This is a genomic window from Enterococcus camelliae, assembly GCF_042685105.1.
Lineage (GTDB): Bacteria > Bacillota > Bacilli > Lactobacillales > Enterococcaceae > Enterococcus_G > Enterococcus_G camelliae.
In genome coordinates, this window is record NZ_JBHUMO010000004.1 from 1 (window position 1) to 24,190 (window position 24,190).

17 protein-coding genes and 1 other annotated feature are annotated in these 24,190 nt (G+C 41.1%); of the genes, 2 read left to right on the top strand and 15 right to left on the bottom strand.

What is annotated here, in order from left to right; genetic code table 11:
* Window positions 1-504: 504 nt before the first annotated feature.
* From ppk1 to ACFSR0_RS00910, 14 genes are all read right to left on the bottom strand, one after another.
* Window positions 505-2,628, bottom strand: coding sequence for a polyphosphate kinase 1 (ppk1, locus tag ACFSR0_RS00845; protein WP_379978951.1), 2,124 nt, complete (start codon window positions 2,626-2,628; stop codon window positions 505-507).
* 18 nt (window positions 2,629-2,646) lie between these two features.
* Window positions 2,647-4,188, bottom strand: a complete 1,542-nt coding sequence (locus ACFSR0_RS00850; RefSeq protein WP_379978953.1) for a Ppx/GppA phosphatase family protein — start codon at window positions 4,186-4,188, stop codon at window positions 2,647-2,649.
* Between the two features lie 191 nt (window positions 4,189-4,379).
* Window positions 4,380-5,255, bottom strand: coding sequence for a polyphosphate kinase 2 family protein (locus tag ACFSR0_RS00855; protein WP_379978955.1), 876 nt, complete (start codon window positions 5,253-5,255; stop codon window positions 4,380-4,382).
* Between the two features lie 60 nt (window positions 5,256-5,315).
* The gene (locus tag ACFSR0_RS00860; protein WP_379978957.1) at window positions 5,316-6,734 is read right to left on the bottom strand and encodes a gluconokinase; all 1,419 of its coding nucleotides are present in this window, start codon (window positions 6,732-6,734) and stop codon (window positions 5,316-5,318) included.
* A 94-nt stretch (window positions 6,735-6,828) separates the two neighbouring features.
* A complete protein-coding gene (locus tag ACFSR0_RS00865) occupies window positions 6,829-7,923 on the bottom strand; it encodes an aminotransferase class I/II-fold pyridoxal phosphate-dependent enzyme (RefSeq protein WP_379978959.1) in 1,095 nt (364 codons plus the stop codon).
* Window positions 7,924-7,937: 14 nt separating this feature from the next.
* The gene (locus ACFSR0_RS00870) at window positions 7,938-9,119 is read right to left on the bottom strand and encodes a MalY/PatB family protein (protein WP_379978961.1); all 1,182 of its coding nucleotides are present in this window, start codon (window positions 9,117-9,119) and stop codon (window positions 7,938-7,940) included.
* Window positions 9,120-9,132: 13 nt separating this feature from the next.
* Window positions 9,133-10,089, bottom strand: coding sequence for a homoserine O-succinyltransferase (locus ACFSR0_RS00875; protein ID WP_379978963.1), 957 nt, complete (start codon window positions 10,087-10,089; stop codon window positions 9,133-9,135).
* Between the two features lie 54 nt (window positions 10,090-10,143).
* Window positions 10,144-10,369, bottom strand: a binding site (T-box leader).
* Between the two features lie 41 nt (window positions 10,370-10,410).
* Entirely contained in the window at window positions 10,411-11,184 is a 774-nt protein-coding gene (locus tag ACFSR0_RS00880) for an HAD-IIB family hydrolase (protein WP_379978965.1), read from the bottom strand.
* Window positions 11,185-11,215: 31 nt separating this feature from the next.
* Complete coding sequence (locus tag ACFSR0_RS00885; RefSeq protein WP_379978967.1) at window positions 11,216-12,367, bottom strand: cation:proton antiporter; 1,152 nt, start codon at window positions 12,365-12,367, stop codon at window positions 11,216-11,218.
* A 154-nt stretch (window positions 12,368-12,521) separates the two neighbouring features.
* A complete protein-coding gene (icd, locus tag ACFSR0_RS00890) occupies window positions 12,522-13,793 on the bottom strand; it encodes an NADP-dependent isocitrate dehydrogenase (protein WP_379978969.1) in 1,272 nt (423 codons plus the stop codon).
* A complete protein-coding gene (locus ACFSR0_RS00895; RefSeq protein WP_379978971.1) occupies window positions 13,790-14,920 on the bottom strand; it encodes a citrate synthase in 1,131 nt (376 codons plus the stop codon). The genes icd and ACFSR0_RS00895 overlap by 4 nt, the downstream gene beginning before the upstream one ends.
* Before the next feature lie 46 nt (window positions 14,921-14,966).
* Window positions 14,967-17,666, bottom strand: coding sequence for an aconitate hydratase AcnA (acnA, locus tag ACFSR0_RS00900; protein ID WP_379978973.1), 2,700 nt, complete (start codon window positions 17,664-17,666; stop codon window positions 14,967-14,969).
* A gap of 251 nt (window positions 17,667-17,917) precedes the next feature.
* Entirely contained in the window at window positions 17,918-18,556 is a 639-nt protein-coding gene (locus ACFSR0_RS00905) for an NADPH-dependent F420 reductase (protein WP_379978975.1), read from the bottom strand.
* Window positions 18,549-19,601 carry an Atu2307/SP_0267 family LLM class monooxygenase gene (locus ACFSR0_RS00910; protein WP_379978977.1) on the bottom strand — a complete coding sequence of 351 codons (1,053 nt, stop codon included), beginning with the start codon at window positions 19,599-19,601 and terminating at the stop codon, window positions 18,549-18,551. The genes ACFSR0_RS00905 and ACFSR0_RS00910 overlap by 8 nt, the downstream gene beginning before the upstream one ends.
* 188 nt (window positions 19,602-19,789) lie before the next feature.
* On the opposite strand from ACFSR0_RS00910, the gene ACFSR0_RS00915 reads away from it, so the two are divergent.
* Window positions 19,790-20,959 (top strand): class I SAM-dependent methyltransferase, encoded by a 1,170-nt coding sequence (locus tag ACFSR0_RS00915; RefSeq protein ID WP_379978979.1) that lies wholly within the window; start codon window positions 19,790-19,792, stop codon window positions 20,957-20,959.
* Between the two features lie 188 nt (window positions 20,960-21,147).
* On the opposite strand, the gene ACFSR0_RS00920 is transcribed toward ACFSR0_RS00915, so the two are convergent.
* Window positions 21,148-22,266, bottom strand: a complete 1,119-nt coding sequence (locus ACFSR0_RS00920; protein ID WP_379978981.1) for an SLC13 family permease — start codon at window positions 22,264-22,266, stop codon at window positions 21,148-21,150.
* 203 nt (window positions 22,267-22,469) lie between these two features.
* On the opposite strand from ACFSR0_RS00920, the gene ACFSR0_RS00925 reads away from it, so the two are divergent.
* On the top strand, window positions 22,470-24,176 hold the full coding sequence (locus tag ACFSR0_RS00925; protein ID WP_379978983.1) for a hypothetical protein: 1,707 nt from the start codon (window positions 22,470-22,472) through the stop codon (window positions 24,174-24,176).
* Window positions 24,177-24,190: the final 14 nt, after the last annotated feature.

The following is a 24,190-nucleotide window of genomic DNA, read 5'->3' on the forward strand; positions in this document are numbered from 1 at the left end:
CACGCCGCCAGCGTTCGTCCTGAGCCAGGATCAAACTCTCATAAAAAAATTTGATTCAGTCTTGCGACTGTTAAGCTCTTTTTGTTGACTTTGCTCGCATTTTTTGCTTGCATGTATTTTTGTTTCTAATTTAATAGAAACACCTTACACAATTGGTTCGTTTGCTTACTTTGTTCAGTTTTCAAAGGTCTACTTTGTTGTGCTGTGACAACTTTTAAATCATATCATCTATTCAAAAGAATGTCAACATTTTTTCATTTTATTTTCTAAATTTATTTGAAAACATTTCTGAAAAACTCAACGTGGTAAATCATAACACGGCATTTATTATTCGTCAACTGGATTTGGCAAATTAATTATTAAAAAATTCGCTTGTCTATCGAACCCCAATCACGAGAGATTCTAAACAACAAAAAACCAAAACCATAAAGTCTGCTCACCTTTATGGTTTTGGTCAGTATTCCAAAGGATTTCTGTTACTGAGGTCCTTGCAGCCTAAACTGCTTATTTTTTCCATAATTGTCGAATGCATCTCACCCATGTTGGGCGATCATCATTCGTTTTGGTAGATTGTTTTGGCTGGTTTGCTTGTTGTTGCTGTGCTTCGGCCACGAAAGTCGCTTGGGCAGAGAAAGAATGCTCGCTTTTTCTCCGTTGATAGGTGCCATCGTCTTGCAAATAGTAAGCCTTCAGGTCATCTTTTTGGTAGGTTTGGATAATATGAGCCATTTTATGCTTTAATTGGCTTTCTTCGATTGGCGCTGCAATTTCTACCCTCAACAGCATATTTCTAGTCATCGCATCCGCGGATGAAATCCAGTATTCTTCATGATCACTCGTAAAGGAATAGATGCGGCTATGTTCTAAGAAGCGACCAACAATACTTTTCACTTCAATTGTTTCACTCTTATTAGGTATTCCTGGTCTCAAGCAACAAGACCCCCGAACCAACAACTGAATTGGTAATCCCTTTTGACTCGCATCATACAAGCTTTGAATAATCACTTGATCCGTCAAAGAATTCATTTTAAAGAATAAATGACCGGTCTTTGTCTTTTCATAAAAAGCAGCCGTTGTTGCAATTTTTTCAACAAGCATTTGCCTTATGCCTTCAGGTGACACTGCAATTTTTTGGTAATCAGGTCGTTCACGGTACCCACTTAAATAGTTAAAAAAGGCGGTGACGTCTTCAACATAGGCTACATTTGAAGAAAATAAACTTATGTCAGTGTAAATTTTTGCGGTTGCTTCGTTATAATTGCCTGTCCCAATGTGAACGTACTGATGTAGCTGATTGCCAACTTTCTTTACTACCAAGGTTGCTTTACTGTGGGTTTTTAAGTGCATTAAGCCATAAGTGACATAACAACCTGCCTCTTCTAATTCTTGTACCCAATGAAGGTTATTCTCTTCGTCAAAGCGCGCCTTCAGCTCGACCAAGGCCGTTACTTGTTTTCCTGCCCTTGCCGCACTCTTCAATGCTTCCACTATTCGCGAATTTTTTGCCATACGGTACAAGGTTTGTTTGATAGCGATGGTATGCGGATCTTGGGCAGCTGTTTCGATAAATGAGACCACAGATTCATAGGAATCATATGGATGTTGAATCAAGACATCTTGTTTCTCCAATGTCTCGTATAAAGCTGTGCCTAACCATTGTGGATTGACGTAGGGTCGAAACGGTGGAAAGACCGATGTTGGCATTGCTGTGCTTAGCTCTCCAAGATACGCAAATAGATAAGTCAAATCCAGTGGCCCAGGTATGCTATAAACATCCCGATTTTTTAATTCAAGCATCTGTGTCAAAAACGTAATATCAATGCTTTGATGATCAGCCAACTCAGAAATTTCCAATCGCGATGGCAACCCTTTTGATCGTTCTTGGATGTATTCTTCCATTTGGATAAACAAGTTTTCTTCGGTATCTTCCTCGAATGCCAAATCTTTATCGTACGTAATGCGAAAGACAAATGAATGAACGACCCTCCACCCTACAAATAATTGTTGCAGATGCTGTTCAATTAAATCTTCAATTAAAATTACCTGCTTTAGTCCATCAACTTGAATATAGCGTGGAAACAAAGCTGGCAATGGAATGATGGCTCGTTCTTCCCGATCGCCATCTTTGACCCGTACCAGAAAATGGGCTTTTTTTTCGACAATTTTAGGGAATGCGTGGTAGGCATCCAGTGCAATTGGCGTAAGAGAAGGCAAAATCATCTCTTGAAAATAGTGGGTCATTTTTTCTTGCGCCGCTGCTGGTAACGCTTGATAGGTCGTCGTTTCATACCCCATCTTTGTCAATTCTTCAATCAAGTAATGGTACAGGTTGTATTGTTTCGCTACGTTTTCTGTCTGCATAGCAAAGAGCTTCTCCAATACTTCTTCTTGTGTCCATCCTGTTCGAGAATCAATTTTTTCTCCTGCCATTCTGGCTAAGCTTTGAATCCCCGGCACTCGAATCATAAAAAATTCATCTGCATTATTGCTTGCGATAGCCAAATAGCGCAAACGTTCGATTAACGGTATCTCGCCCTCTTGTGCCTCTTGAATAACGCGTTGATTGAACAACAACCAACTCAAATCACGATGATAATAGTCTTTCGCTGTATAAGGAGAATCTTGCACGGATTTCCCCCTCCTTTTTTAGCTTCTAGTGAACTCTAATCTTATTGCCTTATTAATGACTGTTTCAAAATTTTTCTTTTGGCGATTGCCACGATACGTCTCTGCTAATGGATCTTGGGACCATTTTATTTTTAAGACATAGGTTTTTTTTGCATCTTTCTCTAAAGAAATTGATTGAATTTGATTGACCCTTGTCACAAGTAAGGATTCTGTAAACTTAATTAAACTACCTGCTTGGCGAATCAAATTTAATTCTTGCGTGCTAAACCAACCGGGAACAATTTGGAGAAATTTGCGTGTTAACGATTTATTTTTATAACTAGCTAACAACGCTAGTACTACACGTTCTTTGTGCGAAAAGCCATTTAAATTACTATTAGCCAATAGATAAAAAGAATGCATAGAACTGTCATCTTCTTCTATATATGAGCCAATATGATACAAAAAAGCAGCGTAATGCACGTATTGCAACAACTTTTGATCAAGTTCAACTAAACCTTCTTCTTGACATAGAGTCAACAATTTTTCAGCGAGTTCTTTGCGTTTCTTAGCGAGCGGTACGTTCATATCATAGGTTTCAGTCATTCGTGCCAGCACCCCTTCTACGACACGATCTGGATTATACAGTTGTTCCTCTGCTTGATTTAATTCTTCTAGCAACAATCCTTCGCGCAATCCTTTATTACAAAAAACAAATTTGGTTGCCCCTGTCTTTTCACACAATGCTAAAAACGTCAGATTGGCTGGTAAAATGATATCTGCACGGTCCTTGCTCAACCCGTCCAAGTTCTGCAATTCAGATAAATTCATACTTTGGAACAATTCACTCGTCTCCACGAGATTCTCTTTGGTCATTTCGTATTCATGGATACCCGATAAAGGATAATTTGATGAAAGTTGATGGACACTTGCAATATTGCGCGCACTACCACCAATAGCAATAACGGGTAAGTCTCGTGGCTTCAGCCATTTTAAACTTGAAAATTGCTTTAACACGTACTCTCGAGTCTTTTTGATGGCTTTCGTATCATTCGGCTCCTTGTTTTGGAAAAAAAGATTCTTGAGCGTCACAACGCCAAACGGAAAACTATGCGAGTTTTTAATTTGATTTTCTTTGAAATACGTAATCTCGGTACTTCCTCCACCCATATCCACGGTATACCCTTCGGAAAATTGTGTTGTTCGCACGATGGCATACTGTCCAAAATAGGCTTCTTCCTCTTCTGAAAGCAGTCGCAAATGAATGTTGGTTTTTTCAGCAACTTTTGACAGCACCGCTTGGCTATTTTGCGCTTGACGAATGACTGCCGTTGCCGTCGCAATCACTTCATCTACGGCAAATTCACTTAAAATTTCTTGAAATAGTTGGATTACCTCTACTAATTTACTGGTACCTTCCTCGCTTAACTCTTGCTTTTCATCTAAATATTGATACAATCGAACAGGCAATTTCACATTTTGTAATTGCGAAATATTGCCCAATGGACTCACTTGGTAAACGACCAAACGAACAGTATTCGAACCAATATCAATAATCGCAACCTTCTTCGTTTTTCCCACCAGTTTTCCTCCTCTGTCTTTCACTATTATCATACTAAAAAAAGCGTTCATTTACACAATGAATCACTTGAAAATGAGCGAAAATTGCAAAATTTTTGTAAAGAACTTGTAAAATTTTTATACAAAAAATAAATGATCCTTCTTGCCACTGTGTAGAAGGAGAATCATTTATTTTTCTGTTGATTTGACTACTACTGCTTTGTTAATTCTTTTAAACTTTTTTCAAGTGCCTCTTTTTTTTCAGCAGAAACTGTTGGGAACGCCAAATCCATGTCAGCAAGGCGTTGATTGATAATCTGACTAACGATGAGCCGAGATGTCCATTTGTCATCTGCTGGGATTATATACCACGGATTCGCCTTTGTCGCCGTTGCTTGAATGGCCTTTTCGTATGCTTGTTGATAATCGTCCCAATATCCGCGCTCTTTCATATCCGCTTCGGAAAATTTCCAATTTTTTTCTGGCAATTCAATTCGCCGGATAAACCGATTTTTTTGCTCCTCTTTTGAAAGATGTAAGAAAAACTTCAATACGACAAAACCTTCTCTGGTTAAATACGATTCAAATTGCTTAATGGTCTTGTAGCGATGGGTATAAAATTTTTCTTTAATATCATCGAGTGTTTTAATACCTGGAAGACGTTCATTTAGTAAAATTTCAGGATGAACCCGAGTAATCAAAACATCTTCATAGTAGGAACGGTTAAAGATACCAATATCCCCTCTTCTAGGAACAGCTTGGTGAATGCGCCACATGAAATCATGATCTAACTCTAAGGTCGAAGGTTGCTTAAAGCTCGTAACAGTACACCCTTGAGGATTAATACCGCTCATCACATGCTTGATCATGCTATCCTTACCAGCCGCGTCCATCGCTTGAAACAAAATCAAGACACCTTTTTGCCCTCGCGCGTATAATTTTTCTTGATGCGACTGAAGTTCTTGTATATTCTTTTCAATTGTTTCTTTCATTTCTCCTTTTGACAACTTCAAATCAATTGCCGTTGGTTGTTCTGCGAGTTGGAACGTTTTTCCTTTCGTCACTTGGTACACTTTTTCTATGGGCATATGCTCACCATCCTTTCTTTCCATTAGACAGCGTTTTGCTTTCATCAGCAAGTCAAACGCTCATGGCTGGTACATTTTTTTTAATCCTGTCACAAATAGCTGATACGTTTTTTCGTATTCTGTTTCCAATTGTTCATCCGGAAGATAGACGTGCTGTTCATCATGTGATGGTTCGGTAATCATTGGCAATTGCTTGGTTAACAAATAGGCACCAAAATTAGGGTCGTTGGTGTCTGCGTGGATCACCTCTTTTTGCAAAATCGTCGCTGTTAATTGACTCATGGTCGGGATAGCAAAGAACCCACCTGAAACCGCGACGATTCGCTCCGCGGTCTCCAAGCCATCTGCAATATACCGCAGATTAAATAAAATCCCTTCCACCCCGGCTCGTAAAAAATCCGCCTTTGTATGATGCCAGTCAACACCAATAAAATTAGCCCGTACTGCTCCATCCCACAAAGGAGCGCGTTCACCAAATAGATACGGATAAAATAGCAATGACGATTTGGTTGCCTGCCCTTGTTGACTATACAAGGTTGGTAAGTAGTCAAAAATAGCCTTCTCATCCGGCAAGAATAATTGACTAAGCCAAGTCAGTACTTTCCCACCATTATTAGTTGGCCCACCAATCACCCAGATATCGTGTGCAAGATAATAACAAAATAAACGCCCTTTTGGATCAATCCAGCGCCGATTAGATAAGATTCGCAATGCCCCGCTTGTACCAATCGTCAAGGTCATTGCAATACCATTTGCTTGGTAACTAGCGTAACTAGCCAAACAACCATCTGAGCTCCCAATCATAACACGGCATTCTTTACTTGGTGACTTGGGTTGAAAGCACGCACTCATTGGGAATTCTTCAGTTGGTTCTACCGCAAGGGGAAATTGGTTGCTAGTCAATTTCAATAAGTCCAAAATGCCTGAATCCCAATTCATTGTGACACTATTCCATAGACCAGAAGCTGAAGCATTGGAATAGTCTGTCACCCAGTTCCCAGTCAATTTTTCCATTAGATACCCCTTCAGGTCTGTCCATTGTTCGACTGTTTGGAACCATTCTGATTGGTGTACTTGAAAATACCGTAACTTCAAAAAAGGACTCATTGGGTGAAGAGGTGTCCCCGTCCGCTGATAGATGTCCCTTCCCATAGCGGTATGGATCATCTCTTTCGCTACAGTCGCACTTTGAGTGTCTTGCCAAATATACATCACAGGTTCCTCAGCAGTCCCAAGAGGAATCAATGTATGCATAGGTGTACTCAAAACAATTAAACAAAGTGGCAACGTTTGATTGGACAACTCTTCATGAATTTTTTGCCAAATAGCGGTTGGTGATTGACAGACCAATCCGTTTGCACCATAGTGTGTGTCGACGAAATCCTGCTTTTGGTAGACCTTCTCCCCACTTTCCTGTTGATAGCCCACATATTTGATAGCGGTTGTCCCAATATCAATTGTAAAAACAATTTCCTCCAACATGCTTCTTCCTTTCGTGGTAGCATTGATTGTTAAGTACCTTCAACTGTAAAGAGAAAAGAAGGGCCGTGCAGTATTTTTCAAAAAGAACAGTTTACTCAAAAACTTTCGCAGCCTGTTCAAAGTCAGCGATAATATCCGTTGCCGACTCAATCCCTACTGACAGACGAAGTAAATCAGCTGTTAACCCATAAGACTCCCGCAACTCTTTGGGAATGTCGGCATGTGTTTGTGTCGTTGGATACGTAATTAGCGTCTCCACGCCCCCCAAACTTTCAGCAAATGTCACCAATTGAAAAGCTTCCAAAAAGGCGCCGACTTTGGTTTCATCGGCCACTCGCAAACTAACCATTGCACCTTTGCCGGGGTAAACTACTTCTTTGATTCCTTTCAATTGTTGCAAAGCGGCAACAATCGCTTTTGCATTTGCTTCCTGCTTTTCAAAACGCAAAGGGAATGTTTTCAAGCTCCGAATAAAGAGCCAACAATCAAAGCTGCTTAAGGACGGCCCAATTGTATTGGATAAAAAGACCAATCGTTCCCCTAGTTCTTTGGTTTTGGCAATGACAACACCTGCTAAAATATCATTGTGCCCAGTTAAATATTTCGTTGCAGAATGAATAACCAAATCAGCGCCCTCGTCCAAAGGTTTCTGTCTCAAAGGCGTCAAAAAGGTATTATCCACGATGAGTAAGGCATCCTGTTTATGCGCTAATTTGGCAACTTCTCGAATATTGGTTTCTGCCATCAGTGGATTCGTTGGGGTTTCCAAGAACACAGCCGTGAACTCATCTGTTAGTTGCTCCGTTAATTCTTCTAAATTGGAAAAGTAGCAGAATGAAGCGATCCCTCGTTGCTCCAATTCGTTAAAGTAGCGGTAACTCCCCCCATACAAATCTCGTGAAACAAGAAATCGACTGCCACTGGGGAACAAATCAAAAAGCAACGCAATCGCACTCATGCCAGAACTGGTAACCACTGCTTGCGCGCCATTTTCCAAAACAGCCAGACCCTCTTCTAAAAGATCTCTCGTTGGATTTTTGGTGCGTGTATAATCATACCCCGTGCTTTGCCCTAACCCTGGATGAGCAAACGTTGTTGATAAATAAATTGGTGCGCTAACTGAACCTGTTTGTTGATCTGATCGATTTCCCAACTGTGCTAGATATGTCTCAATATTGCGTGTCATTTTTTTCTTCTCCTTTATTGCTTTGCAGCCAATAGAATTTGGTTTATTGCTTGCTCAATATTTTCGGGTGTTGTCGCCAAATTAATCCGGATATATTGACGATAGTCTGGCGAAAACCACTCTCCATAATCAATCGCCAATTTGGCTTTCTGTTGTATAAATTCTTGCGCGGTTTCACCCTTTAAAAGAGGTTCGATATTTAACCATGCAAGATAGGTTCCTTGAAGTGGACTTATTTTGACACTAGGTAATTCCTTTTGAAGCGTCGTTTTAAGAAGCAAATAGTTGGCTTCCACCACTTTAAGAAACGCTTGATGCCATTCGTCGCTTTTTTGGTAGGCCGTTTTAGCTGCTACTTGACCCAACACGCTGATTTCCGTTTGTCGGTGACGTTTGGACCATTCCCCAAACGTTGCTCGTAGTGTTTCATCCGGAATCCAAATATGAGATTGCAACAAGCCAGCAAGATTAAAGGTTTTAGAGGGAGAATTACACATGATAACATTGGAAAAGCCTAGCTCTTCTGCGACGGTCAAAGCAGAGGTAAACTGATTATTGAACACAATCAAATCGGAATGAATTTCATCCGAAATGACTCGAATATTGTAGGTCTGACAAAGCGTAAAGAAGGTCACTAATTCTTCTTTTGTCCATACTCTTCCTAAAGGATTATGTGGTGAACAAAGGATGAACAATCGAATATCTTGTGTTTGAAAGAGCATTTCTAATTGGTGAAAGTCCATCGTATAGGTTTCTTGATTATTCACCAACGGCGTCTCAACCAATGTTCGCTTCTGATCTCGAATACTATTAAAAAACGGATAATAAACGGGTGGTTGAATCATGATTTTGTCCTGCTCTTCTGTAAAACAGGCAATTAAATCATACAACGATTGCACCACACCTGTAGAGAAGAAAAGCCATTCTGGGCGAACCTTTGTCCCTTCATGTCGATTCTGCCATCCCTGATAGCTACTCACATAATCACTTGCGCGTGTCGTGTACCCGTAAGCACCTTCACTGACTCGTTTAATTAAGGATTGTTTAACTGCCTCATCGGTGGAAAAATCCGCATCCGCAACCCACAAAGGCAACAAGTCAGCTGAACCATAGCGTTCCTCCAATGCATCCCATTTTAAAGAGTCTGTCTTTTTTCTTGATATCGCGTACGTTTGAATAAATGTTTCTGCGTCCATGTTTTCCACTCCTTTATTTTTCTTGTTCAAGCCATTCATCTGGATGATGAAACTCAATTTTCCCAACTTGTTCTAAGTCGAATGGTGTGCGTTGGTATACATCATTCACCCAATTCATAAAGAGCAGCGAAGCTTGCGACCGCCAGTTGTTTGGAATTTGTTGATTTTCAGGATCGTCGTTTTGATAGTAGTACTTTGGTTTGGCAGTATCTAAACCAGCCTGTAGATCTCGTAGGTATTCTTCGTGCAGCGTTTTGGTATCATACTCGAAATGCCCCAATACAAAAAGATTTTTGCGGTTATTTGATGCAAGCATACTAGGACCAATCTCTTCACTACTAGTCAAAATTGTCAATGGTGCGCTCTTCAGTTGATCCACGCAAATACCGGTATACCTAGACTGAGGGGACGCAAACGGATCAGAGAATCCTCGAATAGCCGGATGATTCTGAAGAATATTTTGAGAAAAAATACCAAACAGTTTTTCTTTGTATAATCTTTTCTCCACCCCATAATGATGAAACAATCCCGCCTGTGCGCCCCAACAGATATGCAAAACAGACGTACAATGCTCCTGGCTCCAGTCCATGATTTCGACAAGCTCTGGCCAATAATCAACGGCTTGAAAAGGTTTTTGTTCAACTGGCGCGCCTGTAATAATCAACCCATCTAAATTTTCTTTTTTCATTTCATCCGGCGTTCGATAAAACTTTTGTAAATGACGTTCACTAGTGTTCCGACTTTTATGATTAGCCATCCGAACCAACCGAATATCTAACTGCAACGGACTCATTGACAACAAACGAAGCAATTGAATCTCTGTTTGAATTTTATTCGGCATTAGATTGACGATTCCAATTTTTAATGGGCGAATATCTTGTTGTTGTGCAGAATGATCCGTTAATGCAAAAATAGATTCCGCTTTTAAAATTTTGGCTGCAGGTAAATCCTGGGCGATGATGATTGGCATAACAATCCCCTTTCCATTAAATAAAAAAAAAGCCCCTTTATCGCAAAAAAACGATAAAGGGACGTCAACTACGTGTTACCACCCTAGTTTGTATTACTTTCACAAGTAATACCTCACTTAGTATTAAATACTGCGTTCGCTAACGGGAACGATCCGCTTGTTTCGCGTAAACCAAACAAATACTCAGAGTTCATCTTCATCTTGTCGTTCACTCTCCTTTTTCACCATCCGGAGTCTCTTTATGTCCCAACTAGATTACTCTTCTCATCATTGCATTTCTCATATTATTTTCACCATTCTATAATGAATGGAAATCATTTGTCAAATCCAACCAAATGTTTGACACGCATAATAAATACCGTCATCAATATTGGCCTTGGTCACAAAGGTTGCTTTGTCCTTTAATTCCTGTACCCCGTTCCCCATCGCGATACTTGTCCAACGCGGATCGAACATCACTAGATCATTCACATCGTCCCCAAAAACCACAACATCTTTAATCGGCGCCTGCAGTTGTTTCATCATATGCAAGATGCCTAAATTTTTATCATCGAATTGATACATCAAATAATCTGGTACATAATACAAATTGTCCAAGCTGTCTTGAGAAGGCAACGTTTGCTTTGAATGCTGAGGAATCGCAAAATACATTTTATAAATCGCTGGTACGTCATCAATCGCTAGTGTCGGATTGATAATATAATTGGTTGGCTCTTTGCGTTCTCCCACTTGCTCACGAAAAAGATCATTGGCTGCATACACATTGATTGAATCATCCAGAGCTAACAGTGCACCAATCCCAGCTGCTTGCGCTTCGCGATAAATTTGTTTGGCTTTCGTCAAATCAAGTGAACGATTTTCACGTAACTGCCCATTAATGACAATTGCGCCGCCACCCGCACAAACCATATTGTCAATTCCAAGAGTCTTCATCAAGGGAACCGCCTTATAATGCGCACGCCCTGTTGCAATGGCAACAAAATGGCCTTTTTCCTGCAATTGATTTAAAGCAAGCTGCGCACTTGGCACGATTTGATTGGTTTGACGATCCGTTAGTGTTCCATCGATATCAAAAAAGAAATATTTTTTGTTCATCCACAACGCTCCATTCTATTCTCCTCCTATTTTACGCAGGATAAACTTTCTTTGTAAAGTACTTCAATAAAAATGGGGACAAAAGGGTGCTGACAATAATGACAATGACCATGGGACCAAATAAGATATGAGGGACAATTTGGACTTGATCCCCTAATTGCAAAATAATCAGCGCCATCTCACCACGCGAAACCATCCCCGAGCCAATCATCCAGGCTCCATGAGCCGAAAAGCCTGCTAAACGACTCCCCATAAAGCCTCCAAGCAATTTACTAGCAAAGGCCACTGCCAACAAAACGAAAATCAACCCTCCTTGATCAAGCAACTGTTGAAAAGAAATTGATAAGCCGATGCTGACAAAAAAAACCGGAATAAATAAACTGTACCCAACAATTTCAACATTTTTAAAGACCTGATCCTTCGCAGAAGTTTGCCCAATAGCGATGCCCGCAAAAAACGCCCCAATCACCGAACTCAATCCCACTAAGTCTGCCAAAAAAGCCATTCCTAAACAAAGTACCAATGAAGCAATCACCACCGAACCCGTGACGAACAATTTTTGACTTAGAGCAATGAGTCTTGGTGCTAACCAGCGGATTGTGAAAAAAATAAACCCAAAATACAGTGCTTGTTCGCCAAATAGAAGTGCGAGCGGGGTAGCCGTTGAGTGACCCTCCTGAAAATAAGGCAAACTCAAGCTAAAAAGCACGACCACAAGTAAATCATCAACAACAGATGCTCCTAGAATGGTCGCACCTTCTTTGGTCTGTAGTGCTTTCAGTTCTTTTAATACCTCTACGGAAATACTGACCGAGGTCGCCGCTAAAATCATCCCTGAAAAGAGAGCCACTTTTAATGAAAATCCAAAAAGGAATGTTCCGGTTGCTCCGAGTATAATCGGCAAAATAACACCAAGAACTGCGACAAGAAACGCAGGTTTAGCATAGCGACGCAACAAGGCCAAATCACTTTCCACTCCCGCTAAAAACATTAAGAGAATGACCCCTAGCTCTGAAAACTCGTGAATCATTTCCGATGATTGCAAAAGCTGTAGCCCTCCGGTTCCTAAAAAAATACCCGTCAACAATTGACCCACAACTGCTGGAATACCGATACGCTTGGCCCCATGTGAAACAAGCGTTGTGGTCACCAAAATCAAACATAATTGACCAATAAATAGCATGCTTTTTTTTCCTTCTTTCCATTTTTCAATTCGATAAAAATAAAAAAAGCATAGACTCCACGTGTGTTTCTCCCGCCCCTGAAGAAACGCACCTTGAAAGCTATGCTCAACCATTTTTTATTTGTTTATCTATTATAACAGATAATTAGAAAATTTACTTTGCCAAATGATCAAAAATTTGTTGGCTAAATTCTGACAACGATACTTCTGTTGCTCCTGGAAGCAAGCGAGCAAAATCAAATGTAACTCTTTGAGAGGCAATCGCCTGCTCAATGGCTTGCTCAATGGCATCCGCCACTTCATTCCAGCCAATATAGCGGAATAATAGGGTACCCGAAAGTAAAACAGAACATGGATTCACCTTATTTTGCCCTGCAAATTTTGGTGCTGTTCCATGGGTTGCTTCGAAAATTGCATGACCCGTTTGATAATTGATGTTGGCCCCTGGTGCTATGCCAACCCCACCAACTGTCGCCGCCAGTGCATCGGATATATAGTCTCCATTTAGATTCATCGTAGCAACAATCTCATGATCTTCAGGACGGGCAATCAGTTCCTCTAAAAAAATATCAGCAATGCAATCTTTGACAATAATCTTGCCATTTTCCTTGGCTGTTGCCAACGCTTGATTTGCTGCAGCCTCGCCCTGTTCACTTTTCAATTGGTCATACGTTGTCCACGTAAATGTCTGTTCAGAGAACTCTTCATTTGCAACTTCATATCCCCATTTTTTAAAGCCGCCTTCTGTAAACTTCATAATATTTCCTTTGTGTACCAATGTTACTGTCTGACGTTTTTGTTCAACGGCATAATTTAGCGCTGCTCGAACCAAACGTTTTGTCCCTTCGGAAGAGATGGGTTTGATCCCAATGGAACTGGTTTCAGGAAAGCGAATCGTTTGAACGTTGAAGGCTTTTTGCAAATACGTAATCAATGAGCTGGCTTCCTGACTGCCCGCAACAAACTCAATACCTGCATAAATATCCTCCGTATTTTCCCGAAAGACAACCATGTTTGTGCGTTCAGGGTGTTTCATCGGTGAAGGTGTTCCCTCAAAATACCTGACCGGGCGAACACACGTGTACAAGTCTAATTGTTGTCGTAAAGCAACATTTAAGGAACGAATGCCCCCTCCAATAGGTGTGGTCAGCGGGCCTTTAATGGCCACCAAATATTCCCGAATGGTAGCTAAGGTTTCTTCCGGTAACCATTCCCCTGTTATTTGGAATGCCTTTTCCCCAGCAAGGACTTCCTTCCACTGGATAGCATGTTTTTCACCATAAGCCATTTTAACTGCCTGATCAAAAATTTTTTGCGCTTGTTCCCATATTTCTGGACCAATGCCATCCCCGCTAATAAATGGAATAATGGGAAAATCCGGAACGTTTAGTTTCCCTTCACTCATGCTAATTTTCTGAAACGTCATACCATACTCTCCCTTTCGTCAAATGATACATATACCCGATCCCGCTTGCCAACGTATTGTGAACGTGGCCGAATCAGATGGTTGTCTCTTTTTTGTTCAGCAACATGGGCCAACCAGCCAGATACGCGGCTCATCGCAAAAACCAATGTAAACAAATCTTTGTCAATTCCCAATACATGGTAGACCGTTGCCGAATAAAAATCGACATTGGGTATTAAATCTTTTTTTTCACGGATGACCCGTTCAATTTCTTCGGAGATAAAGAACCATTTTTCATCAACGGTTCCTTGGGTCATTTTTTTGGCCATGTCCTTTAAATAAATCTGTCTTGGATCTACTTTGGTATACACACGATGCCCAAACCCCATGATTTTTTCTTTGGAATTTAGTTTTTCTGTAATATACGCTTCTGCATTCTCCACCAGATCGATTTCTTCGAGCATATCGAAGACCCGTTCATTTGCGCCACCATGTAATGAACCTTTTAAAGTACCTATTGCAGTGGTGATGCACGAATACACATCCGATAGCGTTGAAGCACAAACCCGAGCTGCAAATGTCGAGGCATTTAATTCATGATCGGCATGTAGAATAAGCGCCCGATTTAATGCTTCCACCGCCGTTTGTGAAGGGCGTTCCCCATTCAACATGTATAGGAAGTTTTCGGCAATCCCTATCGTTGGATCAGGTTCAATCGGATCGAGTCCGCGTCGCAGACGATAAAATGCCGCAATAATTCCTGGAATTTTGGCCTGTAGCGCGATACTTTGTTCATAAACAGAGTCCAAATCAGTATTCTCAGCAGATTTGTCAAACACTCCTAGCAAGGACACCGTACTACGCAAAACACTCATCGGATGCAAATTTTGTCGACACTGAATTCGCAAACAAGCCTCCACCGCTTCACCGATACCATACTGGGACCGCAAACGAGTTAAAAATAAGCGGTATTCCTCTGTCGTCGGCAACCGATGATTCCACAATAAGAAAATGACTTCTTCAAAATCGCAATTTTGTTGCATAAATTCATCTATATCATAACCGCTATAGCTTAAGCGCTCATTTTCAATCGCACTTATCTCGGTTTCACATGCAAATGTATTTGCGAGCCCATTATTTGCCACCATGACGCTCTCCTCACTTTCTGCTTAAACAACTTCTCCTAAAAATGCTTTATTGGATTTCGTGAACTTTTTTTCGAACAACCATTGGCAAAATCCCCTGGTTTTTGTAATAACGAATATCAGCTTGTGAATCGAAACGAACCAACACTGAAAAATCAATTGTTTCACCATTTTTCTTCGTGGCAGTTACAGGAATGATTTCATGAATGCCTGTCGTTTCCGTCACATGAATCGCAAAGGTCTCCTCCCCTGTCAATCCAAGTGTTTCCGCATCTTCGCCAGCTAAAAATTCCAATGGCAATACCCCCATCATGACCAAGTTGGAGCGATGAATCCGTTCAAAGCTCTTGGCAATGACTGCTTTGACACCTAACAAATTCGTCCCTTTGGCTGCCCAGTCACGCGATGAGCCCATGCCGTAGTCTTGGCCAGCCAAGATAACTAAACCAACCTTTTCTTGACGGTAACGCATCGCCGCATCATAGATTGACAGCGTTTCTGAAGTCGGCCAATAATTCGTAAAGCCGCCCTCTACTCCAGGGACCAATTGATTCCGAATCCGAATATTCGCAAAGGTACCACGCATCATCACTTCATGATTTCCTCTGCGTGAACCAAATGAATTAAACTCGCGAGGAAGAACACCTCTGTCCTGTAAGTAGGCTCCAGCAGTTGATTGACTGCCAATAGCCCCAGCCGGAGAGATATGGTCCGTTGTCACTGAATCACCAAATTTTGCCAAAACTTGCAAATCCGTCAAAGACGCAATCGGCGGAACAGTTAATGTCATGTCATCAAAATAAGGTGGGTTGGCAATATACGTTGACGTTTCTTCCCATTCATAGAGCGGTTCATCCGTTACATCAATCGCATTCCAAGCTTCATTAGCATCGAAGACTCGTGCATAATGGGTTTGATAAAGTTCAGGTGTGACGTATTCTTTCACATAACGTTGAACTTCTTCCGTTGTTGGCCAAATATCCTTCAAATAGATTGCTTCACCTTGCCCATTAACCCCGACTGGTTCGCGAGTCAAATCCTTGGTCACCGTGCCAGCTAGCGCATAGGCGACCACCAAGGGCGGCGATGCCAAAAAGTTGGCTTTGACTAACGGATGGATACGTCCTTCAAAATTCCGATTGCCACTTAGAACGGCTGAAACCACTAGCTCATTCTCTTGAATAGCTTCACTCACTTCATCCGCGAGTGGGCCAGAATTTCCAATGCAAGTCGTGCAACCATAACCAACCACCGCAAAACCAAGCTGTTCCAAATATGGAAGTAACTGTGCATCTTCCAAGTACGCACGAACCACCTGTGATCCTGGAGCTAAGGAAGTTTTGACATTTTGAGAGACGGTCAATCCCTTATCAACAGCTTTTTTCGCCAATAAGCCTGCCGCCAACATCACATAAGGATTGGATGTGTTGGTACAACTGGTAATAGCTGCAATAACCACATCACCTGTATGCAAAGATTCTTCCCCCTCTGCATAATGAACGACGGTCGTTTTTTCTAGTTCATCAGCAGTTAAGCCAAAACCTTGGTTTCCTTCAGGTGCAGTCATCGTTTTCACAAACGTTTCTTGCATTTCTGAAAGTGGGATTAAGTCTTGCGGCCGTTTTGGTCCAGATAAATTCGTTTCCACTTCTCCCAAATCGATGGCTACAATCTTGGTATAGGTCGGAATCTGATCAGGAGTATAAAATAGATGATTGTGTTTTAAATACGCTTGCGTCAACGCCACTTGTTCATCTGAACGACCGGTTAAATGCATATATCGTAAAGTTTCATCGTCAACTGGGAAAAAGCCACACGTTGCGCCGTATTCAGGTGCCATATTGGCAATCGTTGCCCGATCCGCCAAGGAAAGCTGCTGCATACCTGAGCCAAAGTATTCCACGAATTTTCCGACTACTTTTTCCTCACGCAATACTTGGGTAATTTTCAGGGCCACATCCGTTGCCGTTGCCCCAGAAGCCAGCGTTCCTTTTAAATGAACACCAACTACTTCTGGAAGAGGAAAATAAGAAGGCTCGCCTAGCATGCCCGCTTCTGCTTCAATTCCTCCCACTCCCCAACCTAAAACGCCAAGGCCATTAATCATTGTTGTATGTGAATCTGTGCCAATCACGCTGTCTGGAAATAACCATGTTTCATGATTCACTTGTTTTTCGACAACCACATCTGACAAGTATTCAATATTTACTTGATGGATAATTCCTGTAGCTGGCGGAACCACTCGGTAATTCGAGAACGCTTTTTGGGCCCATTTTAAAAATTCATACCGTTCTTTGTTGCGTTGAAATTCGAAGGCAACATTTGCAGCCAACGCTTCAACTGAACCGGCCTTATCCACTTGCACGGAATGATCAATGACCAAATCAACAGGAATCGCCGGATTGACTTGTTCGGCTACGCCACCAAAATGGATAATGGCTTCTCGCATTGAAGCCAAATCAACGACAACCGGAACTCCTGTAAAGTCTTGTAACACGACGCGCGTTGGTTTGAAAGGAGCTTCCCCCTCTGGATTTTGAGGGTCCCATGTTAATAATTGCTTGATATGTTGCTCTGTAATATCGATACCATCTTCTTGTCGCAGAAAAGACTCCAGCAAAATTCGCAACGAATAAGGCAAGCGAGCAAGCGAGGTGCCAAATTTTTCGGCAGCTTTTTTTACATCAAAATAGGTATACGTTTTATCATTTAAAACAAAGGTTGCTTTCATTAATTGATTTCGCTCCATTGGGTCGTAGCCTCCATTTCAGGTATATATTGAAGAAAGTATACACGGTTTCTTTTTCATTGTAAATTCATGTAACCAATTGCATTCTCATCGTTTTTTCATAAAAATTCTCGAAAATGGCGATTAATTTGGTTTTTTTTTGAAAAAAAATCTTTTTTGCTTCTTCTTTAATCTGTCACCATCATGTCACAAATAAAAACAAAAAAAGAAATTTCCCTATTTTTTTGAGAAATTTCTTTCTTTGCTTCTGACTATTTCATTTTTTGTAAAATACTGACAAAGGCTGCTTTTTCTAAATTTGCTCCGAATAATTCGCTACCTGGTTCAAGCTTGATGCCTTCTGCCAATGGACCTAAAAACAAGGGATCGAAACCAAAATCCTCAATCATCGTCGTTACTTGGGCGATACCTGCTTCGTCATTGCCAGCAAAAGCAATAACTTTGCGTTTGGCCTCCCCTTTTGCTCTGGCTTCATCAGCCAAATCATGATACCCCATATGATTGAAAGCTTTGATAACTCGGGCGTCTGGAAGAAGCTGTTGAACTTTTTCAGAAGAGGAGCTCGCGCCATCAGAAAAATTGTTTTCCTGTCCATCCACTTCCCACCAATAGTTCATGGCATCAATGACCAATTTATGGGAAAAGGAATCATCCAAAAGATGGGAAAATTTGCTCAATGGCAACGCAAGAATCACGGTTTCATTGGCGGAAAGTAACGTAGCTGTATCAACGGCCAACGCTCCAGGAGCCAATACATCGACTGTTAGCGCAATAGCTTCAGGTGCTCTCGAACTCGCAATCATCACTTCATAACCAGCTTGAACACCTAACTGTGCCAAGGTTAAACCGAGTTTGCCAGCCCCGATGATTCCGATTTTTTTGTCATTCATTTGACTCACCTTCTGCCAATAATTCCTTCACTCTTGGAATCACTACTTCGCCATATAGTTGGATTGTTTTGAAACGATCAGTTTGCCGCTGTCCCCCCGCACCGTAGACCAAATCGAAACGATTGACACCCACCTTGGGCATTGTCCGCGCGATTTTTTTCGCTACCGTCTCAGGATCACCTACATAGTACGAACCCTCTGATACCTCAAAGTCAAAACGTTCTTTCGTCATTTTAGCCCAACCACGATCCATACCAATACGGTCCATACTTGTTTTTAGGTAATCCCAAGCAATTTGATAAGCTTCTTCATTCGTATCCGCAATCACGCCATGCGAGTGCATGCCTACAGGTAAAATGGGGCGATTCATCTGTTTTGCTGCCCGTTGGTACAAGTTCACATACGGAGCAAAACGCGCTGGTTCGCCCCCAATGATGGCCAACATCACTGGAAAGCCATACCGCACTGCCCGTAAAATGGACTCTGGTGAGCCACCTACTCCAACATAGGTATCCAGCGTTCGCTTGTTTTCCATTTTTGGAAAGATGGTACTATTTTGTAGGGATTGAGTGAATTTTCCTTGCCAAGTAACCGGTTCTCCTTTGATAATTTCACTATACATCGCAATTTTTTCTTCAAATAAATCGTCGTAATCACGCAAATCATACCCAAATAGTGGAAAAGATTCCGTGAATGATCCTCTCCCCAGCATCACTTGCGCGCGACCATTTGATAATGCATCCAATGTTGCAAAGCGTTCGTAAACCCGCACAGGATCATCAGAACTCAGAACTGTCACACCCGTTCCCAATTTGATGGTATTGGTCGCAGTTGCCAATGCCGCCAAAACAATATCTGGGCTAGAAATAGAGTATTCCTCCCGATGATGCTCACCCAAAGCCAACACATCAATTCCTAACTGGTCTGCTAATTTACCTTCTTCAACAATCATTCGTAAAGATTCCGCATAGCTAAAGCGCTCATTTGTCCGATCATCAATCGCCACATCGCCGAATGTATCTAATCCAAATTCATAGTTCGTCATGTTTGTTCCTCCTGATTCATTTTCTTATAATCACTATAACAAGAAATAGCGCAATTAACGATTAATATGCTTACAATTTGTAAGTATATTTTCTTTACAATTCTTCGCGTTTGTCTAAGTAAAAGGAATTGCAAGTTTTCAGAAAAAGGCATACTCTTTAATTAATTATTTCATAAGGAGGATCAACCATGTTGGAAAAAGAATTATATAACAAATTATTTTCAGAATCATTCTCACTCCCTGTAACCGTTAAGTATTGGGACGGAACCGAAGAAGCGTATGGAAATCAGGACACACAATCGCCAATAATCATTACCTTTAATGAAAAGATTCCTCTCAGTGCCATTACGCACAATGCCTCACTTGCTCTCGGAGAGGCCTATATGGATCAAAAAATCACTATCGAAGGAAACTTACAAGCCCTAATCACGGACGCTTACCTCAATGCCAATAGTTTTTTGCGTTCCTCTTCTTATATCAAATGGTTGCCAAAATTAGCGAAACACACTAAAAAGAACAATATCCACGATATTCATGTGCATTACGACTTAGGAAATGACTTTTATCAACTATGGCTCGATCCAACTTTAACCTATTCTTGTGCATATTTCCGTACCCCTGAAGATACGCTTGAACAAGCACAACAAAATAAAGTTCATCATATTTTAGACAAACTATTTATCCAACCTGGAGAAACCCTCTTAGATATTGGCTGTGGTTGGGGAACGTTGATGATTACAGCTGCCAAAGAATACCACGTAAAGACAACTGGCATCACTTTAAGCCAAAAACAATATGACTTCATACAAGAACGAATTCAAAAAGAAGGCCTCGAAGACCAATGTACGGTATTACTTGAGGACTATCGTGAAGTAAAAGATTGCTTCTTTGATCATATAACAAGTGTTGGTATGTTTGAACACGTGGGAGCCGACAGCTTAGAGGAATATTTTGCCGTTATCAAACGCTTGTTAGCACCTAAAGGAACGGCTCTTATTCATGGAATCAGTCGTCAACAAGGCGGTGCCACCAATGCTTGGATTAACGAATATATTTTCCCTGGAGGCTACATTCCAGGGGTAGCAGAATTGACGCAACAAATGCAAACCAATGATTTACAACTAATTGATTTAGAAAGTCTGCGCAGAGATTACCAGTTGACTCTGGAACACTGGACAAAGAACTTTCATCGTGTGAAAGCAGAGGTTTTGCAACAACAAGATGAACGATTCTATCGGATGTGGGATTTATATTTGCAAGCCTGTGCTGCATCATTTGAATCCAGCAACATTGACGTCATTCAGTATTTGTTGGTTCATCCATTTAATAATACCATTCCTATGCATCGCAATTTTTAACCGTTTCGCAATTTAAAGAGGTAGGCGAGCCATAATCAAACGCACTGTGCGCATGGTTACAACTTACCTACCTCCCTTTTTTGATGTTCTTTTGAAAGAAGCAATCGAACTTCAGGCTTTTTGGAAAAGTATCAAAGAATCTATCAATCATCCATCCGATATGGTTATCATTCATACCACCTTTTAAGCTAGAACGTGAAGCAAATTAAAAAGATGGCTAATAAACTAAAATTAATGAGAGAAAAATAGCTAAAAAAGCGTCCCTTTTGATCGCTACTATAGGTTGAAAAGACTTTATAGCCAATGAGATTTGCTAATGACGCAATGATGGTCCCCATCCCACCAATATTGGTTCCAAGCACCATTGCACGACTATGACTAGTGAATGGGGCCAAAAGAATAGCTGCCGGAACATTGCTGATTAGCTGACTGACACCAGCCGATACCCATAACGTCATACGTTCATTTTGCACACTTTGTCGTAGCAAGTGGGCCAATGTGTCATTTTCTGCTAAGTTGCCAACAATTAGAAAGAAACAAAGAAAGGTGCCTAATAACAAATAATCAATTTTTTTAATGCTGTTGGGAAAAGGCACCCCTACCAAACACCCTACTAAGAACACCCACAACCAGCTAGTAAGGAGATTGGTTACATACGCTAGCATGAGCAACAAACCAATGAACGGTCCTATTTTCCATGTAACCGTGGGGGAAGACGTTGTTGGATTGAGTTGAAAGGACGCCTTGGAAATCAGCAGCGTTAATCCCCACATACTCCCCAACGCTAAGCCAAAGAAGGGCAACACCCATATAAAAAAGGTCGACAAGTTCAAATGGTAATAAGAAAATAAATAAATATTTTGCGGATTTCCCGTCGGAAAAACACTACTTCCCAAGTTAGCAGCTACTATCAGTAAGACTGTACCCAAAACCAATTCCTTTTTGCTAAGCGCCTGTTTCGCAATCAGCAAAAAAATGGGCAACAACGTCAAAATTGCGACATCATTCGTCAAGAACATCGAAGCAAAAAAAGATAAGCCAACTAGAGATTGGACCAATTGTCGCTTGGTCTTGGCAAGGGTGGTGATGCGCCCCGCTAGCCATTTTAATACCCCCATGCTTTTTAATGCTTCAATGACAAGCATCAAGCCAAAGAGTGCCAGAATCACTTTAAAATCAATAAAGGACACGCTGAACGTTCCGAACAAACAACTAATTATTGCACCAACCAACGAAATCGTGAAGGTTACATCTTTCAACAAATACTTTTTTATTTTTTCAGTCATTATTGACACAACGCTTTCCATTCAGAATAATCCTAGTATAGCATTGATTGCAGAGAACATAGAGAAACATCTCTCAAAAAATTGGTTTGGCTACTTCTCGTGCATCCGCTTGCCACTTGCGGTATGCTTATAGGTAGTCACTGATGAATATCCACTTGCTCGTTATCGAAACGCGGGTAAAAAAAACGTGTTTCTCTAAATCGTTTAAGAAAGGAGCATAGCTAATGTCCTTACGAAAAAAATGGTTTCCTTTTATTTTGCTCCTTAGCCTTTCTTTTGTGCTTGTTCTCCCGCAAATTGTGACCAGAAACAGTATCATAGGTGCCGACTATCTTTTTCATTACAATCGATTCTATGAAACAGCCATGCAAATCAAACACGGAAACTTTCAATACTTTCTTTCTATATACGGATTCCAAGCTTCAGGCAGAATCGTAAATGCTTTGTACGGTCCTTTAATGGCCTATATCCAAGGGGCGCTCGTTCTCCTCGCGGGAACCTGGTTTCGTTATCAAGTGTTATCAAATTTTCTGATGTATTGGCTGTCTGGAACGGCCATGTTTCTCCTATTAAAAAAACACGGACGTACCACTAGTGTCGCTCTGCCTATTAGTATCGTTTATATGACTAGTTATTGTACGCTCTACTGGGTTTTCCGTCAGTCTTTCACAAGTTGGGGGGCAGCCATTTTTCCACTGGCGTTGATTCCGTTAAAAGCATTCATTGAAGAGAAAGAAATTCAGCCAATTCCATTCGCACTTAGTTTCGCATTGATGGCTCAAACCCATCTTTTTTCTAGTCTCCTTGTTACAATTATTTATTTCCTAGCGTTCTGTTTTGTATTACCCCAAAAAGTTCCTTGGCGATTTTTTGGTCAATTAGCCAAAGCGAGTGGTCTGTTTCTACTTTTAACGGCTAACATTTGGGGCGCATTCTTCTCCATCTATCGAGGCGATACCATCCAAGCTCCATTTGTAAATGATCAAATGGCTTCTTACTCGATTAATCAATTAGGAAAAATTTGGGTTTTGTACCCTGGCTTTCTTTTACTGCTTCTTTTCGTACAAGCAATCCTTTACATGGTCCATTTTAAGCACTACTCTCCTTTTTTCCATTTTGTCTTCTGGGTTAGTTGCTTCTTTGGTATGCTATCAACATCGCTTTTACCATGGAATGAATTGGTAGCCGATCAGATTCCATTTGTCTCATTGATTCAATTTCCTTTTCGCTTTAGTGTGCCATTTATTGTGCTATTTCTTTATACTTTTGCCTGGCAAATGCAGACCATGGCACGAACAAAACCAACCAGCTGGCTCTTGCTTGCTGTGCCACTTTGCATCCTTTCGATTGGGCAAACACTTCATGAAACTTCAATAAAATTAGCCGAGTGGCCCCAATTAACACTCGCAGATTTTGAGGCCAAACATACCTATCTACAAACAGATAATAGCCAACAAATCAGAGATAGCTTTCATCAGAAAGACTTGCATCAATTGCTTTCACTTGTCATCAAATCAACACCCGATTATTTGCCAACCAATCCTGAAATTCCGGGAAATCGCTACACGATTTATGAAAAAGAAATTCTTTTTTCTCCCACCCATTTTACCAAGATTGTCCGCAAGAACGGTGAGTTGACGGTCAGTTGGGTTGCTAATCAAACGAGTCCTGTCACCTTGCCTTTAGTTGCTTATCGCCAGACACGACTCACATTAAATGGACAGCCGATTCAGCTAGACACCACCATGCAGTCTGCAATTGGTGCGATCACACTCACACAACAAAAAGGACAAAATCATTTGACCCTGCATTATCAAAAATCTCTTTTGGTACGTATTAGCCTTTGGATCAGTCTCTTTACATGGCTTTTCTGCCTATTCGCGTGGCTGTTCAACAATTGGCTAATGAAAAGACAAAGAGTCACTAACTGAGAAACGAATACGTG

Bases quoted from the DNA above. Each gene is read 5' to 3' on its own strand.
- ACFSR0_RS00855 (WP_379978955.1), bottom strand. From the start codon at position 5,255: ATGCCCATAGAAAAAGTGTACCAAGTGACGAAAGGAAAAACGTTCCAA.
- ACFSR0_RS00880 (WP_379978965.1), bottom strand. From the start codon at position 11,184: ATGAACAAAAAATATTTCTTTTTTGATATCGATGGAACACTAACGGAT.
- acnA (WP_379978973.1), bottom strand. From the start codon at position 17,666: ATGGAGCGAAATCAATTAATGAAAGCAACCTTTGTTTTAAATGATAAA.
- ACFSR0_RS00920 (WP_379978981.1), bottom strand. From the start codon at position 22,266: ATGGAAAGCGTTGTGTCAATAATGACTGAAAAAATAAAAAAGTATTTG.
- ACFSR0_RS00870 (WP_379978961.1), bottom strand. From the start codon at position 9,119: ATGGACGCAGAAACATTTATTCAAACGTACGCGATATCAAGAAAAAAG.
- ACFSR0_RS00875 (WP_379978963.1), bottom strand. From the start codon at position 10,089: ATGCCAATCATCATCGCCCAGGATTTACCTGCAGCCAAAATTTTAAAA.
- icd (WP_379978969.1), bottom strand. From the start codon at position 13,793: ATGACGTTTCAGAAAATTAGCATGAGTGAAGGGAAACTAAACGTTCCG.
- ACFSR0_RS00925 (WP_379978983.1), top strand. From the start codon at position 22,470: ATGTCCTTACGAAAAAAATGGTTTCCTTTTATTTTGCTCCTTAGCCTT.
- ACFSR0_RS00885 (WP_379978967.1), bottom strand. From the start codon at position 12,367: ATGCTATTTATTGGTCAATTATGTTTGATTTTGGTGACCACAACGCTT.
- ACFSR0_RS00865 (WP_379978959.1), bottom strand. From the start codon at position 7,923: ATGACACGCAATATTGAGACATATCTAGCACAGTTGGGAAATCGATCA.
- ACFSR0_RS00905 (WP_379978975.1), bottom strand. From the start codon at position 18,556: ATGAATGACAAAAAAATCGGAATCATCGGGGCTGGCAAACTCGGTTTA.
- ACFSR0_RS00895 (WP_379978971.1), bottom strand. From the start codon at position 14,920: ATGGTGGCAAATAATGGGCTCGCAAATACATTTGCATGTGAAACCGAG.
- ACFSR0_RS00910 (WP_379978977.1), bottom strand. From the start codon at position 19,601: ATGACGAACTATGAATTTGGATTAGATACATTCGGCGATGTGGCGATT.
- ACFSR0_RS00915 (WP_379978979.1), top strand. From the start codon at position 19,790: ATGTTGGAAAAAGAATTATATAACAAATTATTTTCAGAATCATTCTCA.